Origin of the sequence: Canibacter oris (assembly GCF_014197205.1) — a bacterium.
Lineage (GTDB): Bacteria > Actinomycetota > Actinomycetes > Actinomycetales > Microbacteriaceae > Canibacter > Canibacter oris.
The window spans coordinates 18,094-33,135 of the sequence record NZ_JACIFD010000016.1; the positions used below are offsets into that span (position 1 = coordinate 18,094).

Here is a 15,042-nt window from a genome sequence, read left to right on the forward strand (position 1 = left end):
GCACAGCGCACACAAGCACTGTGTCCTCATAGTTTTGTAAAATGCACGAACGTGCTGGTTTACCAATATTGCCGCGAACGGCACACAAAACAGCCCGGGAGGCACTCCTCCGTGAGCCGCTAAAAAATTTAAACCTCTTCAACTGTAGCACCATGTGCTGCTACAGCGAGTATTTTCTGTTCCCAGGTTGGCGCACACTCAGTAACAAACTGCGCAGCGGCAGCTCTGCGCTCGGCGTTTTCACCCAGCACCAAAACCGATGGACCGGCGCCAGAAACCACCGCGGCATAACCGGCTTCGCGCAACTGCTGCACCAGTTGATGCGTCATTGGCATTGCCGGTCCGCGATAGTCCTGATGCAGCTTATCAGCGGTTGCCGCAAACAGCAGCTCGGGCTTTGCTGTCAACGCCACCAACAGCAGCGCAGTGCGTGACACATTAAATACTGCGTCTTGATGCGGTACCTGCTGCGGTTGCAGACTGCGAGCAACCTTCGTTGCAACCTCAAAGTCTGGCACCAGCACCAGCGGCGCGACATCCGGATGCACCGTCAACTGCTCTGCGTGCGCCGTCTTACCCTCCATCCATGACACGGTGAGCCCGCCGTACAAGCCGGGAGCAACATTGTCAGGGTGCCCCTCAATCTCGGTGGCAAACTGCAGTTGTTGCTGCGGTGAAACCGTGACACCTGTTGCTGCAAGCAACCCTGTCGCGAGTTTCACACCTCCCACAATAGCAGCGCCGGATGATCCCATCCCGCGTCCGTGCGGAATCCGATTCTGAGCGGTCAGTAAGAGCCCCGGCGCGGGAATCCCCAACCGCCCATAAACGTGCAGTACCGACTTCGCAAGCAGATTCCTTTCATCGCTTGGCACTGTTCCCGCTCCAACGCCGGAAACCTCAACCCGCACCCCAGCAGTAGCTGTCACCGCAGCAGTGTATTCGTCCCCAAATTGCAGCGCCAAGCCGAGGCAGTCAAACCCCGGACCAAGATTAGCGCTGGTTGCCGGAACCCGGGTTTTCACGGTCACAGTCATGCTGCTACTGCCTCTGAACGCAGCACGCTGAGCACCTCGGTAACGTGCGGTAGCTCTGCCATTTCAGCGACCAACCGCTGCTGTTTCACCTCTAGAGCTCGCACCGTTGTGAGCGCCACCTCACTGCCTCGCTCCGCCACGTGTACCACAGCAATCTGGTGGGCAGCGCACAGCGTGGTGAGCTCAGACACCACAGCGACTGCATCACTCACGGCGAGCCGCACCTGATAGGAGGTTGTCATGTCTGTCATTTGCAGCGGATGCAGCACTGCATGGGTGGGCGGATCCACCGGCGCGCCCCCGCCAACCATGCGGCGTGCAGCAGACAGCACATCGCCGAGCACCGCTGAGGCAGTCTCGGCACCGCCCGCACCGGCACCGTAAAACATTAGCTCTCCAGCGTTTTCTGCTTCCACAAAGATAGCGTTCTTGCCGCCGTGTACGGCTGCAAGCGGATGACTGGCCGGAATCAGCGCCGGATACACCCGCGCGGCCACCGCTGGCTCGCCCGCAGCGGTAACGGTTTTTTCAATAATCGCAAGCAGCTTAATAACCTGTTCGTTTTCCTGCGCCAGAGCGACGTCCGCAGCAGAAACCTTGGTGATTCCCTCGCGATAAACAGCGTCTGCCGGCAGCTCGGTATGAAACGCCAACCGCGCTAGAATCGCGGCTTTTTGCGCGGCATCATAACCCTCAACGTCAAGCGTAGGGTCGGCCTCCAAATAGCCCAGCTCGCTCGCGATCTGCATTGCCTCCGGCGCGGTTTTTCCAGCGCGGTGCATACTGTCGAGAATATAATTGGTGGAGCCGTTAACGATGCCCATGACGCGCTGCACGTTATCTCCGACCAAGCTGCTCAAAAGCGGCCGCAGCACCGGAATCGCGCCCGCCACCGCCGCCTCATAGCTCAGCTGCACCCCGGCAGCACGAGCCGCCGCGTGCAGCTCTGGACCGTGCGCGGCAAGCAATGCCTTGTTAGCGGTCACCACATCGGCGCCGCCCGCAATTGCCTGCAGAATCAGGGTACGCGCTGGCTCGATACCGCCCATAACCTCAATCACGAGATCGGCGGCGGCTACCAGTTGCGCGGCATCAGCGGTGAGCAGCTGCTGTGGCAGTTCTACATCACGCGGCGCGGCGACATCCCGCACCGCGATCCCAATGAGCTCCAAATCAGCGCCGCAGCGCGCCTGATATTCGGCGCGCTGTGTCAGCAGCATCCGCGCGATTTGCGAACCAACTGAGCCGGCTCCCAATAGCGCCACTCGAATAGTGCGTTCCTGCTTCATAATTCTCCGATCTGCTTTTACTTTTTGGCAGGAGCTTGCGAGCTACATCCGTTCTGGCGCACTTACTCCGAGCAGCTCCAGTCCGTTTGCAACAACTTGCCGCACCGCATCGTTCAGGCAAAGCCGTGTCGCGTGCAGCGGCTCCAGCTCCTGCCCCGCTTGCGGCAGCACCCGACAGTTGTCGTACCAGCGGTTATAGTTTGCTGCAAGCTCTTCTAGGTAGCGGGCAATACGGTGCGGTTCCCGCAGCTGCGCAGCTCCAGCCACAATCGCCGGATACTGCTGCAGTTTTCCAAGCAGCTCAGTTTCGGTCTGGTGTGTCAAAAGCTCCGGCGCGAAGCCTTCCCGGGTGAGCCCCGCAGCGGCAGCGTTACGATCAACCGCACAGCTGCGCGCGTGCACATACTGCACATAATAGACAGGGTTGTCGTTGGTGCGGCTACGCAGCTTTTCTCCTGACAGAGATAATGGTGAATCTGCAGGATACCGTGCTAGCCAATACCGCAACGCATCACTGCCCAGCCACTGCAACAAATCGTCAAGTTCTACAATGTTACCGGCACGTTTTGATAGGCGTGCCCCGTCAAGGTTCACCAGCTGCCCAATCACCGGTGTCATCTGGGTTTCAGGGTCTTCTCCTGCTGCGCCGGAAATCGCCTTCAACCTGCCCACATAACCGTGGTGGTCAGCGCCCAATAGGTAAACCTTCTCGTAAAAACCTCGTGCACTCTTTGACAACAGGTACGCAGCATCAGCCGCAAAATAAGTGAAAACGCCGTTGCCGCGGGTAAACACCCGATCTTTGTCGTCACCAAACTCGGTGGTGCGCACCCACACTGCGTCATCTGCCTCGTAGACACGCCCCTGCTGTCGCAGCTGTTCCAGTGCTTTTTCTACCGGACTCAGCTCATTAGGTGTCGGACGCTCGTGTAGGGTACGCTCGGAGAACCATACATCGAAGTGCACGTTAAAGTTTTCCAGCGACTGCTTAATCTCTGCGAGCTGCCGCTGATACGCCAGCTCTGTAACCTGCTCTAGCTGCTCTTCTGCCGGCAGCTCCGCAAGATTAGGAATCTGCTCGCGGACATACTTACCCAGCACCTGAATATATTCTCCTGGGTAGCCGTCTTCCGGAGTTGGCTGCTGCAGCGCCGCAGCCAGCACAGAACGCCCAAACTTTTGCATCTGAGCCCCGGCATCATTGATGTAATACTCGGTCGCCACGTGCGCCCCGCCTGCTCGTAGCACCCGCGCCATAGAGTCGCCGAGCGCCGCCCACCTCGTATGCCCAAGATGCAGTGGCCCGGTCGGGTTGGCAGAAACGAACTCCAGATGTATATTTTGCCCGTCAAGCACGTCGCTGGTGCCGTAGGCTCGGCCGGCAGCCAAAATCTGCGGTACGACAGCGGCGGCTGCCGCGGTCTCCAGCGTGATATTAATGAAGCCCGGTCCCGCAATTTCAGCGCTGGCGATGCCGGCCACCTGCCGCAGCTGTGCAACGATCTGCTCTGCCAGTTGTCGCGGATTCATTCCTAAACGCTTCGCAAACTGCATCGCCGCGTTAGAAGCCCAGTCTCCGTGTTCGCGATTCTTTGGACGCTCCGGAGCTAGCTGCGCGGTTGTCACAGCAATATCAGCACCGTTTGCGGCGATGATTTCACTGAGAATCTGATGTAGTTCACTAGCAATTTGTTCAGGAGTCATAACTAGCATTTTAGCGGGTAAAATTTCGACCCGAAACCAGTTTTGAGAACATCTCAGCGCGAGATACGCTACACTGTAATAGTTGCCCTCGTAGCTCAGTGGATAGAGCGCCGGTTTCCGGTACCGTAGGTCGGAGGTTCGATTCCTCTCGAGGGCGCAAACCAAAAATGTCTCAAGCCGTAACGGTTTGAGACATTTTCACTATTCACTGCATGTCATGATTTTGATGGCGGTGGATCAGCCCACCACCCCTGTGCCACAGTGGTTGCGGCGAATACCTAAGCCGCCGCTTTACGGTATGTCAGATCGAAGATTTCCCGCCCGGCGTTGATACCTTTTTGCTCAAAAGCGGTGAGCACTCGGCCCTCAAAACGCGGCGCCCACTCCCCCTCGAAATCGCGGCTGAACTGCGGCGCGGCGTCAAACACCTCACGCATTTGCTCAGCATACTCAGCCCAGTCAGTTGCCAAGCGCACCACGGCGCCAGGCTGCAAAGCACGCGCCAAAACCGGCATAAAGCTCGGACTAATCAAGCGACGCTTGTTGTGACGCGCTTTGTGCCACGGATCAGGGAAAAAGATCCACACCTCTGCTACCGACGCTTCAGGCAGCAAATGCTCTAGCACTTCCGGAGCGTTGGCCTCAATCATGCGGAGGTTGTGCACGTCTTGCTGCGCTGCCAGCACCATAGTGCGTGCTAGCCCGCCCACAAACACCTCAACCGCGAGAAAGTTACGCTCCGGATGCTGTTTCGCTCCGTGAGTAATCTGGTGCCCTTGGCCGGAGCCGATCTCTACGGTTAGCGGGGCCGACTGCGGATACCATTTTTGCGGATCAGTCGCGGATCCCACGGCGATGCTAGTGACACCGCTATCGCGTGGCACGTCAATCAGGTACTCGGGAGCGAGATCCACCATGGCGCGCTCCTGCGCGGCTGTTAAGCGACCTCCGCGCCGCACGAAAGAACGTAACGGACGCATAAACCGGTGTTCTGCCACAGCCGCGGGTAAAGTCTCTTCTTGGTTTTCTTGCACTCTACTAACCTACACGCACCCGCGCTAAATGTCACACTACTGCCCGAGGGTGATGGGTTTCACAATGTCGGCGTAAATCACCAGTAGGCTTACCGCACCAAAAACTAAAATCACCAGAATCGTAAGCGGGAACATCTTCGAGACATCAACCGCACCAGGATCGGGTTTACCCAGCAGTCGATAGAGTTGCCGCCGCGCACCCTCATACAGTGCGCCAGCGATGTGGCCTCCGTCTAGTGGCAGCAGCGGCAGCATGTTAAAAACGAACAGCGCGATGTTAAGCCCCGCGAGCAACCCCACAATCAGCCCAGCTTTGTCAGCCAGATCTAGCTGCTCGGTGGCGGAGATTTCGCCGGCTAACCGCCCGACACCGACCACGCTGATCGGCCCGTTAAGCTCCCGCTCGCTGTCACTGAAAGCAGCGTCCCAAACCCCCGCGATGCGCTGCGGGAACTGCAGCAGCAGGGTTGTCATACCGGTTAGTTGCTCACCGATGTAGTGCGGCACCGCGGTCAGCGGCTGTTGCACGCGCGCTACTGCCGGGCTGAGCCCAGCCACGCCGGCTGCTTCGGTGACATAGTTGCCGACTGCGTCGAACTCGGGCGCACCGTTGGCGTCAAGCCTAACACGGGTCGCCGCGGCCGGGGTCAGGGTCAAAGTTTGCTGCTGCTCATCGCGCAGAATCGTAAGCTGCAAGGGCTGCTCAGGGTTTTCGCCAAAAATCGTGCGGGCTTGCTGCCAGCTACTTAACGGCTCTGAGTTAATCGCGAGGATTTTATCTCCGGGTTGCAATCCGGCTGCTGCGGCTGGGGATTGTGGATCGCTGCTGTCGCAGCTGCCATCAGCGGTTGCAGTGAACTCAAGGCAGGCTGCGACCGTGCCCACGGTTGTAGTTTGCTGCGGCACCCCAATGCCGCACACCAGCACCGCTAACAGCACGCACCCCAGCACCAGATTAACCGCCGGACCACCAAACATCACCGCGATTTTGCGGGGTGTTGTAAGTCGCCAGAAAGCGCGGGCGCTGTCTGCGGTATCAGTCGCGGCAGTAGTGACTGCAGCAGCATTATTGGCCGCCGCGGGGTCAGAGGCGGAATCAGTCGCTCGGTCAGCTGCCGGGTCTGCCGCAGGATGCGGCGGCGGCGTCATCTGGTGCAGTGCCACAAAGCCGCCAAGCGGGAGCAGTTTCACGCCGTACTCAGTTTCCCCGCGGTGCCGTGACCACAGGGTTGGACCAAAGCCCACCATATACTTAGTGACCTTTACCCCAAACAGTTTGGCTGGGAGCAGGTGTCCGAGCTCGTGCAGCGCGATGGATATTCCCACGCCCAAGAGCACAATCCCTACTCCCAGCGCATACTGTAAAGTCGCAGACATTGGCGGCCTTATGAGTGGCTACTGGGCTGGGTTTTCGGTGCCCAAAATATCGATGACGAAGACCATCACGTCATCACCCTGATGGCCCATCTGCTGCAGTTGCTCTGCGCCATAGCCGCTAGCAGGATCCACCAGCGCAATCACGCGCGAACCAACTTTCTGCCCCACCAGCGCCTCAGCAAATCCTGGCACTACCTGGTTAGTTTTGAAGTCAATGTGGCTGCCACGAGTCCAGCTAGCGTCAAACTCCTCGCCGGTGCGCCAAATCACGCCGCGATAATGCACATAAACGTTTGCGCCGTCTGCAACGGTTTCGCCAGTACCTTCAATGAGGTTGGCGATTTGCAGCTTGTCAGGGGCTTTTGCACCCTCCGGGATGGTGATTTTCGGCCCGGTTTTTTCATCAAACTCAACAGTTGGGAAGCCCTCAGGTGCTGGCACCTCTTTACCCTCTGCGTGCTTCAGAATTTGGTCCTCGGTCAGTTTCTGGGATACGCCCTGCATGTCAATCACGGTGATCAGTGGAGTGTCCGCGGTGAACTGTCCGCCGGAGTTCTCGGCCGCACCCGGCAGCACTACACTCGCCGGACCCGCAGCCACAACGCGGCCATTATCGGTGGTGCAAGCCGCAGCATTAATAATCCAATCGACAAGACCACTGCTCGCATCAAGGGTTGTTTCCAGCGGCTCTGACGCCAGCACCTGACCCTGTGGGTCAGTTACCGTCACCAGCATTTTATAGATTGCTTCCGGCCCCGCGACAACCTTGTTACCGTCACCCTTTTCAACGTTTACAAGCTTATAGGCATCAAGTTGCACCTCGCTAAGGTCAGCGGTTACTGTTGGCTGCACGCCTTTTTCGCCAGCAACCTCAATCTGCTGCTTGAAATCAGCCTGCTGCAGTGTGCAATTTAACTGCTCGCCCTTGGGAGCTGCGTCATTTTTTGTGTCTGTTGAACACGCTGCCAACCCCAGTGTGAGAGCTGCGGCTGCGGAGAGTGCGAGTGTGCGCTTCATAGTTTCCTATCGCTTGAGCTTCAATTTTACGTCTTAAATAAGCCTACGCTTGTGCGGCTGTGTGAATGCTTGCAATGAGCTGCTTAGCCACCGCGAAAATGAAGCAACCAAGCAGCACCAGCAGGGTCATATCAGCGGCAATATACACGTAATGCCACACTGACTGCCCCGGCTCGGCGCCCGCTAAAACCAACTCAGTACGACTGTTCAGTGGCGGCCGCACCACCAGTACCTTAAACAGGTAAACCGTTGCGATCGCCCAGAACAGCTTCATAAACCCTGCCGTGACACGGTTTTTTAACGGCACTAGCAGTACAGTGGCAAGCATCACCAAAATTACCGCTTCCAAAATGTTCAGCGCCGCAAAAACCAGCCGCCCGATACCCAAACCGAGCGGAATCGTGATGCCAGGTGCTTGAAACTTCAGCGGTGCCTCCAACAGTGAAATTGCGCACAGTGCTCCCACCCAAAAGGCCGCACATACGAGTGCCCAAACCAGTCTTTTCCCACGCTGCTGAATCATTTTCCTCCCTTGTTGGCGAGTGCTAAATCATACAGTTCCCGGGCGCTCGCACCGGTGCTGGCCGCAACTGCGCGGCAGGCGTCTTTCAACCGCTCTCCCGCTGCGACTCGCTCCGCCACCTGTTGATACGCCAGTTCGGCGGTCATCACCTGCGGGGTAGCTCCCGCAACGACCAGCACAATTTCTCCTTTTAACTGGCGCTGCTGCAGTTCCCGCGCCAGCTCAGCTGCGGTGCCACGCAAAACTTCCTCATAACGTTTGGTGAGTTCACGACAGATTGCGACCGGACGTTCGGGCCCGAAAATTTTGGCTAGCTGCTCCAGGGTGACGGTGATTCGCTGCGGAGCTTCAAAAAATATGAGGGTGCGCGGGTCATCTTTCAAAGCGCTGAGAGTGCGCGTTAGGTCGTTGGTTTTCCGGGGCAAAAACCCTTCGAACGCGAAACGATCGGTGGCCATCCCGCTGAGCGCTAGTGCGGTAACTGGGGCGCTGGGGCCAGGGATAACCGTAATCGGAACTTCGGCAAGCACCGCGGCCGCAACAACCCGATAGCCTGGGTCTGAAACCGTGGGCATCCCGGCGTCGCTCACCAAAACCACATCGCTTGTCGCAGCAAGCTGCGCTAACTGCTCAGCCTTATCCTTTTCGTTGTGGTCGTGCACCGCTATCAGCTTCGCCGCGGTGGTGATTTCCAAAAGCTGCAGCAGCTGTTTAGTTTTGCGGGTGTCTTCCGCGGCGATAACCGTTGCCATCGCCAGAGTTTGCCGCAGCCGGGGTGAAGCATCAGCCAGGTTACCAATCGGGGTAGCAGCCAAAATAAGCATATTTCTAGCCTAGTACAGCTTAGGGTGTGCTGCCGTTAGCCGCTTTTGCGCGGCGCACATAGGGTAAACTTAGCCGCAATGAAGCAGCAGCGTTTTAACCTCACCTCGCTCGGGGCGTGGTACCCAGCGCTCACTTTTTTCGCGCGGTTGCCTTTCTCCATGCTCGTGGTCGGAACCCTCACAATGGTTGTTGCGGTGCGTGATGCAGTGGATCTCGGCGGCCTAGCTGCCGCCGCGTTGGGCATCGCAAACAGCGTGTGTGCGCCGTTTTTCGGCTCTGTCGCTGACCGCTACGGGCAGCGCATCGTACTGCTATCTTTGACGTTTGCAAACGTCGCGGCGATGCTGCTGTTAATCGCGGCAACAGTTGGTGGAGCGCCCTGGTATTTGGTTGCCGCAACCGCTGCCCTGGTGGGGGCCACAATTCCGCTGGTCAGCCCTTTTTCGCGCAGCCGCTGCAATGCCTTTGTGATGCAAAACGCTGCTCCCGCTGAGGTTTCAGCGCAGCGCACCCGCCTGTTTGCGCAGGAATCAACTCTGGATGAAATCAGTTTTGTTGCCGGGCCATTCCTGGTGGGGCTCATTAGTTTGCTAATCAACCCGGTCGCCGCGATTTATGTGGCAGCTGCTTGGACGCTGCTGGGCAGCCTGTTTTTCCTTGCGCACCCCTCGGCAGCACTAACCGCCGCCTCGCAGCGTGAGGTGCAAGCGGACGCGGCGCCGCAGCCACTGTCGCTGCTCCGCACTCTCACCGCGAAACCAATCGCGCTGCTGGTGCTGCTACACCTCACTATTGGTAGCGTTTTCGGCGCTACTTTAACCTCGCTAACCGCGATTCTCGCCGCCGCTGATAACGCCAACAGCTCCGGTATCTGGTACGGCCTGCTAGGTTGCAGCTCCGCGGCGATGGCACTGGCAACCGCAAAATTCTCGCCACGGTTCACCGCGATTAGTCGCCTTGTCGTGTTCAGCACGGTAGCAGTGCTCGGCACTGTGCTGTATGCGGCCGTGCACTCTAACCCGATACTGCTGGGATTGGGGTTGCTCTGCCTCGGCGTGGGAATCGGACCGGTGCTCGTAACAGGCTTTGCGCTCGGTGCAGAACGCAGCCCCCAGGGTCGCACCACAACCGTTATCACGCAACTGACAGCGGCGATTACGATGGGGCAGGCTACAACTGCAGCCCTGACGGGGCAGTTATCCGGGCAGCTGGGGTTTACGACGGCGGCTCTGATGCCTGCTGTTGCCAGTGTCTTAATGCTGTTGCTGGCGACCCAGAACCGTCGTGTTTAGGAAGAAACCCCACTGGCTTCCGCGGGACGCGGCACCGGCAGCTGCCAGCCCCGACTGTATGACACCAGGCGCAGCACAATCGCAAGCGCACCTCCCACGGCAGACGCCAACACGATATCTGCGGTGAACTTCATGAGCAGCGCTGCGGTAATCGCGCCCGCAAACGCGGACACCGCGTACAGCTCGCGAGTCAAAACTCCGGGAACAGTATTGACAAGCACGTCACGCACCACGCCGCCACCGATTGCAGTAATAGTACCCACAAAAACCGCGGTGAGCAAGGGTTCCGAGATGGAAATCGCCCACGCCGCGCCATTTGCGCTAAACAGTCCCAACCCGAAGGCGTCAAAAACAACTTCGAAGTGCCGCAGCCTGGTTATTTTAGGGTGGAAGAAAAACACTACCAAGGAACCCGCGACCGCGACCGCTGCATTTGGCCAATAAACCAGGCTGGTGGGCGGGTTAATCCCCAGCAAAATATCGCGTAGAATCCCGCCGCCGATGCCGGTTGATGCGCCGACCACAATGACGCCCAGCAAATCAAGATTGTGCCGCACTCCAACCAAAGCCCCAGAAATCGCAAAAGCGAGGATGCCTGCAAACTGTAGCACTGCGTAAATTATTTCTCCCACAGGAATAATGTTAACTGGTAAGGCAAGATAGTATTATGCAGTTTTCTAATTTGGCGACCCCGCCGGTGACCGCTTCCGGGCAGCTCGATGTGCCCCAGTTACGGCAACTTTTCCCGTTTTATGAGGCTGTGGATCGCGCCCGCGCCGGCGGCGCAGCTGCGCCGGTCTACCTGGATGCGGCAGCTACCAGTCAACGCCCGCAGGCGGTGCTCGCTGCAGAATACGAGTTCGCTGCTTTTAAGAACGCGGCAGTACACCGCGGCACCAGCGCCGCAACCGGCGTAGCTACTGATGCTTTCGAGTCTGCTCGCGAAAGAGTCGCGAATTTTTTGGGCTGTGGTGACAGCTACACGCTGGTGTGGCAGGCGGGCGCCACGGATGCGCTGAACACACTGGCTTTCGCCTTTTCGGAGGCAACAGTTGCGGCGGCGGCTGATCCGCACTCTCCCGCTCGCCGGTTTGCGCTAGATGGCAGCAGCGAGATTGTGGTGACGGTTGCGGAGCATCACGCGAATCTGGTGCCGTGGCAGCGGCTGGCGGCGCGCACCGGGGCGAAGCTCGTGGTGGTGCCGGTCACCGCAGCTGGTATTTGGGAGCTCGACGCGCTACGGCAGCGACTGTCACCGCGCACCCGGGTTGTGGCTTTCACCCATCTGTCGAATGTCACCGGGTGGCTGAGCCCGGTGCAGGATGTGGTGCAGCTGGTGGCGCAGCTGACAGGCGGCAACGCCGTAACAGTTTTGGATGCCTGCCAGTCAGTGCCGCATCTGCCCTTTGACGTTGCTGCTTTGGGCGTAGACTTCGCGGTTTTCTCGGGCCATAAAATGTATGCCCCAAACGGCATAGGCGGCTTGCTTGGCAAAACCGAGCTGCTGCAGCTACTGCCTCCAGCGAAAACCGGTGGCAGCGCTATCACTAAGGTCACGGCTGAAGCCGCCGAGTTTTTGCCGCCGCCGCATCGTTTCGAGCCAGGCACCCAGCCGGTGAGCCAGGTCATTGGCCTCGGCGCCGCGGTTGACTTTATCTCGGCGATTGGGATGCCGCTGCTAGCTCAGCGGGAGCAGCAGCTCTCCGACTATCTCTATCAGCGGCTCGCAGAGCTGCCCGGGGTTAACTTGCTCGGGCCAGCAACCTCACGTGCCGGACTGGTGGCTTTTACCCTGACAGGGGTGCATCCGCACGATGCCAGCCAGGTGTTAGACACCAACGATGTTGTGGTACGGGTGGGCCACCACTGTGCGCAGCCACTACATCGCGCACTGGGGATTAATTCCAGCGTGCGCGCGAGCATCAGCGCTGCCACCACCACGGTAGAAATTGATATGCTCATTGCGGGTATTCGCGACGTACAGAAATATTTTGGAGTGCAATAATGCAGGGTCTTGACAGTCTTTACCAGGAGCTTATTCTGGATCACGCAAAACGGCCGCACGGCAAGGGTGAGCTGGCCACGAGCTCCGCTCGCACCGCTTCGCATCACGAGCTGAACCCCAGCTGCGGTGACGAAATCACCCTTGATATTGCGGTCGAGGGCGATAAAATCGTGGAGCTGAAGTGGCGCGGCGATGGCTGTTCGATCTCGATGGCTGCGGCCTCTGCGCTGGCGCTGCTGATTAACGAGGAGCAGCCAACCCTGCAGGAAGCAAACGCTAAAATCGCCGCTTTTAGGCAGATGCTGCATAGCCGCGGCGCGGGCACTGCTGATGAGGAGCTGCTCGGCGATGCTGTGGCTTTCCAGGGCGTCAGCAAGTTTGTGATGCGTATCAAATGCGCCATGCTGAGCTGGGTCGCGCTTGAGGCTGACATCAAACAGCTTAGCGACAACCCGCAGTAACCACGAGCGGCGAGACACCACCTGGGTGCCTCGCCGCTTTTAGTTTTGCGTGGTGGGTGGATCCACCCACCAAATTTTACTCTTGCAGTCCCGGATGTTTTTCGCGAGCCCAGGCAGCCGGCTTATTTGGGCCGTCCCAAACTTTGATAGCTGCCCACACTGCAGCCACGATCGGCACCGCCAAAACCGCGCCGAGGATCTTGGCAAGTACGGTACCGACTGTGAGTGCAAGCAGAATCACCAGTGGATGTAGCTTCAGGGCACGGCCCATCACAACAGGCTGCAGGAAGTTACCCTCCAACTGGTTCACGACCACCACGATGGCGATTACGATAATCGCGCTCCACATACCGTTAGACACCAGCGCCACCAGAGCAGCGAGGATTCCGGCAATTGTGGCACCGACCAGCGGCACGAACGACAGCACAAACACCAGCACCGCGAGCGGCAGCGCCAACGGCACCTGCAGGATAAACAACCCGATGCCGATGCCAACGGCGTCAACGGCGGCTACAATTGCCGTACCGCGAATGTAAGAGCCGAAGGTTTCAACAGTTGCCTTGCCAACGCGCATTGCGCGGTCATAGTGCTCGCCGTGGAACGGGCGGCACAAGAATTCCCAAATCTCTTTGCCGTCTTTCAGGAAGAAGAACAGGATCACCACCAGCAGCACGAAACCGGCGAAGAAGTTACCGACTGCGCCGCCAACCGCGCCGCCAACCGCAACCGCGTTGGAGCCGAATTTCGAGCTGGTCACAAACTCCATAGCTTGCTGTTGCCACTGTTCGAGCTGGACGCTGTCGATTGAATCCGCAAACGGCAGACCCTGCACAAATTCAATAATCTGGTTGAAACCGCTAGCCGCACTCTCTGCTAGCTTGTCCCACTGGTTAATTACCGCGTTCACAATCATCCAGCCGACACCGCCGAGCACCGCCACTGTGCCAAGCAACACAATCGCGGTTGCTCCCAGTGCCGGGACCCCTTTGCTGCGCAGCAGTTGCATCAGAGGATTAAAGGTTGCTGCCAAAATTACCGCGAGCAGCAGCGGAATCGCCACAGTGCTGACCTGCGCCAAGCCCCAAATGGCGAGCGCACCGATGCCAATCACAATCATGGTTTGCAGGGAGCGGGTCGCGAGCTTACCGATGGTGTCTGACCACAGGGTTTTTGGGGTCGCTACTGGCGTTTCAGGAGCTTGTTTGTGAGTTTTGCAACCAAACATTTTCTCTTCCAAATCTGTGACGGTGCATCGCGAGGATGCGTGGAGCTATAAGCTTACCGGAATGTCTTTAAATAACGCACCTGGGCGGCCTGGCTAGGCATGCCACAGCTGCCCGCTAGCGTGGCGCCGCTGCGCTGCGCAGCGTTCCGGTTTTGGTGGGCGCTGCGACGATATCCCGACGGCGGCGGATTCCGGCGAGCAGGCCGTGGCGTGGCGCGAACAGCCAGCACAGCCCAAAAATCAGGGTTGCCACCAGCACGATTGCGGCGCCGGAGGGAAGGTTAAACCCCCATGACAGGTACATCCCCACGACCGCCGCCAACACGCCCATGGCCGGGGCTACCAACATCATCGTCTCCAATCTTTCTGTGATCAACCGGGCGGTTGCTGCGGGGGTCAGGAGCAGCGCCAAAACCAAAATATTCCCCATGCTCTTAACCGCTACCACAACTGCGACAGCGACCGCGATGTAGAGCACTACATCGAGCAGTAGCACCCGCAGCCCGGCGGTGCGCGCCAGTTCCTTATCGAGCGCCACCAGCACAAAACCACGTTTGAACACCAGCACCACCGTGAGCAGCAACAGTGTGACGACGGCGGTGACCAGCACATCCGCCGCAGTGCTCGAACCAAAGGATCCGAACAGCACCTGTTGCAGTGCTCCCGCATAGCCGGGAGCGAAGGTAATAATCATAATGCCGGAGGCGAAGGCGGTAACTAGCAGAATACCAATGAGGGTGTCCGGTTTTACTCGGTTGCGTACCGTTAATAGCGCGATAATTGCGGCTGCAGCGACCCCGCTAGCAGCACCGCTTAGAAGCAGCGATCCCTGCAACACAAACGCTAGCGCCAGCCCCGGAAACACGGCGTGAGCGGTAGCGTCACCGATAAACGCCATCCCGCGTAGCACCACGAAAGTTCCTAGCACGCCGCACACCACTGCGCTCAGCAGTGCCAAAAGCAGGGCGTAACCCAAAAACCGCAGCTCCGGGTCGGTGAGGTCGGCGATAAAATCAATCGGGTTAGGCATGCTGCTCCTCCGCTGCAATGGTTGATTGTGGATCGCTGGCAGGGCGCACCCCCAGCGCAGTCAGCAGCGGATGCGTGGCGCCGACTTCAAAGGTACGCTGCCACGCGGTGCTGCTACGCAGCTGCTGCGGGGTGCCGCTGCCCTGCACAGTGCCACTCAACAGAATCAGCCGGTCACAGTGCGCCTGTGCCTCGATGAGATCGTGGGTCACCATCAACACGGT

General features: G+C 58.6%; 14 protein-coding genes, 1 tRNA gene and 1 pseudogene. 4 read left to right on the forward strand and 12 right to left on the reverse strand.

What is annotated here, in order from left to right; translation table 11 throughout:
- Positions 1-128: 128 nt before the first annotated feature.
- The 3 genes from thrB to argS are packed head-to-tail and all read right to left on the reverse strand — an operon-like array spanning position 129 to position 4,030.
- The gene (thrB, locus tag F5897_RS07250; RefSeq protein ID WP_183305033.1) at positions 129-1,037 is read right to left on the reverse strand and encodes a homoserine kinase; all 909 of its coding nucleotides are present in this window, start codon (positions 1,035-1,037) and stop codon (positions 129-131) included.
- On the reverse strand, positions 1,034-2,326 hold the full coding sequence (locus F5897_RS07255) for a homoserine dehydrogenase (protein WP_183305034.1): 1,293 nt from the start codon (positions 2,324-2,326) through the stop codon (positions 1,034-1,036). Before F5897_RS07255 ends, thrB begins: the two co-directional genes overlap by 4 nt.
- A 42-nt stretch (positions 2,327-2,368) precedes the next feature.
- Positions 2,369-4,030 (reverse strand): arginine--tRNA ligase, encoded by a 1,662-nt coding sequence (argS, locus tag F5897_RS07260; RefSeq protein ID WP_158608069.1) that lies wholly within the window; start codon positions 4,028-4,030, stop codon positions 2,369-2,371.
- An 84-nt stretch (positions 4,031-4,114) separates the two neighbouring features.
- Here argS and F5897_RS07265 point away from each other — a divergent pair.
- A tRNA-Arg gene (locus F5897_RS07265) sits at positions 4,115-4,187 on the forward strand.
- A gap of 121 nt (positions 4,188-4,308) precedes the next feature.
- Here the strand turns inward: F5897_RS07265 and trmB are convergent.
- The 5 genes from trmB to rsmI form a co-directional block, all read right to left on the reverse strand.
- Positions 4,309-5,010 (reverse strand): tRNA (guanosine(46)-N7)-methyltransferase TrmB, encoded by a 702-nt coding sequence (gene trmB / locus F5897_RS07270; protein WP_221221346.1) that lies wholly within the window; start codon positions 5,008-5,010, stop codon positions 4,309-4,311.
- Positions 5,011-5,100: 90 nt separating this feature from the next.
- Positions 5,101-6,441 (reverse strand): M50 family metallopeptidase, encoded by a 1,341-nt coding sequence (locus F5897_RS07275; RefSeq protein WP_183305036.1) that lies wholly within the window; start codon positions 6,439-6,441, stop codon positions 5,101-5,103.
- An 18-nt stretch (positions 6,442-6,459) separates the two neighbouring features.
- Complete coding sequence (locus F5897_RS07280; RefSeq protein WP_124824422.1) at positions 6,460-7,458, reverse strand: FKBP-type peptidyl-prolyl cis-trans isomerase; 999 nt, start codon at positions 7,456-7,458, stop codon at positions 6,460-6,462.
- A gap of 43 nt (positions 7,459-7,501) precedes the next feature.
- On the reverse strand, positions 7,502-7,981 hold the full coding sequence (locus tag F5897_RS07285) for a hypothetical protein (protein WP_124824423.1): 480 nt from the start codon (positions 7,979-7,981) through the stop codon (positions 7,502-7,504).
- Positions 7,978-8,805 carry a 16S rRNA (cytidine(1402)-2'-O)-methyltransferase gene (gene rsmI, locus F5897_RS07290; RefSeq protein WP_124824424.1) on the reverse strand — a complete coding sequence of 276 codons (828 nt, stop codon included), beginning with the start codon at positions 8,803-8,805 and terminating at the stop codon, positions 7,978-7,980. Before rsmI ends, F5897_RS07285 begins: the two co-directional genes overlap by 4 nt.
- Before the next feature lie 78 nt (positions 8,806-8,883).
- Here rsmI and F5897_RS07295 point away from each other — a divergent pair, with 78 nt between their 5' ends.
- Entirely contained in the window at positions 8,884-10,098 is a 1,215-nt protein-coding gene (locus F5897_RS07295; protein ID WP_183305037.1) for an MFS transporter, read from the forward strand.
- Here F5897_RS07295 and F5897_RS07975 read toward each other — a convergent pair.
- A complete protein-coding gene (locus tag F5897_RS07975) occupies positions 10,095-10,730 on the reverse strand; it encodes a TRIC cation channel family protein (protein ID WP_199729998.1) in 636 nt (211 codons plus the stop codon). The two genes, F5897_RS07295 and F5897_RS07975, sit on opposite strands and share 4 nt — an antisense overlap.
- A gap of 35 nt (positions 10,731-10,765) precedes the next feature.
- Between F5897_RS07975 and F5897_RS07305 the strand changes: the two genes are divergently transcribed.
- Positions 10,766-12,103: an aminotransferase class V-fold PLP-dependent enzyme gene (locus F5897_RS07305; RefSeq protein ID WP_124824426.1), complete on the forward strand. Its 1,338-nt coding sequence runs from the start codon at positions 10,766-10,768 to the stop codon at positions 12,101-12,103.
- Positions 12,103-12,564, forward strand: coding sequence for a Fe-S cluster assembly sulfur transfer protein SufU (gene sufU / locus F5897_RS07310; protein ID WP_124824427.1), 462 nt, complete (start codon positions 12,103-12,105; stop codon positions 12,562-12,564). Before F5897_RS07305 ends, sufU begins: the two co-directional genes overlap by 1 nt.
- Before the next feature lie 76 nt (positions 12,565-12,640).
- Here sufU and F5897_RS07315 read toward each other — a convergent pair whose 3' ends face one another.
- From F5897_RS07315 to F5897_RS07325, 3 genes and pseudogenes are all read right to left on the reverse strand, one after another.
- Positions 12,641-13,789: an AI-2E family transporter gene (locus F5897_RS07315; protein WP_183304399.1), complete on the reverse strand. Its 1,149-nt coding sequence runs from the start codon at positions 13,787-13,789 to the stop codon at positions 12,641-12,643.
- Between the two features lie 115 nt (positions 13,790-13,904).
- The gene (locus F5897_RS07320) at positions 13,905-14,819 is read right to left on the reverse strand and encodes an anchored repeat-type ABC transporter permease subunit (RefSeq protein ID WP_183304398.1); all 915 of its coding nucleotides are present in this window, start codon (positions 14,817-14,819) and stop codon (positions 13,905-13,907) included.
- Positions 14,812-15,042: pseudogene (locus F5897_RS07325) on the reverse strand (hypothetical protein); the annotation flags it as partial. The gene F5897_RS07320 and the pseudogene F5897_RS07325, both read right to left, overlap by 8 nt.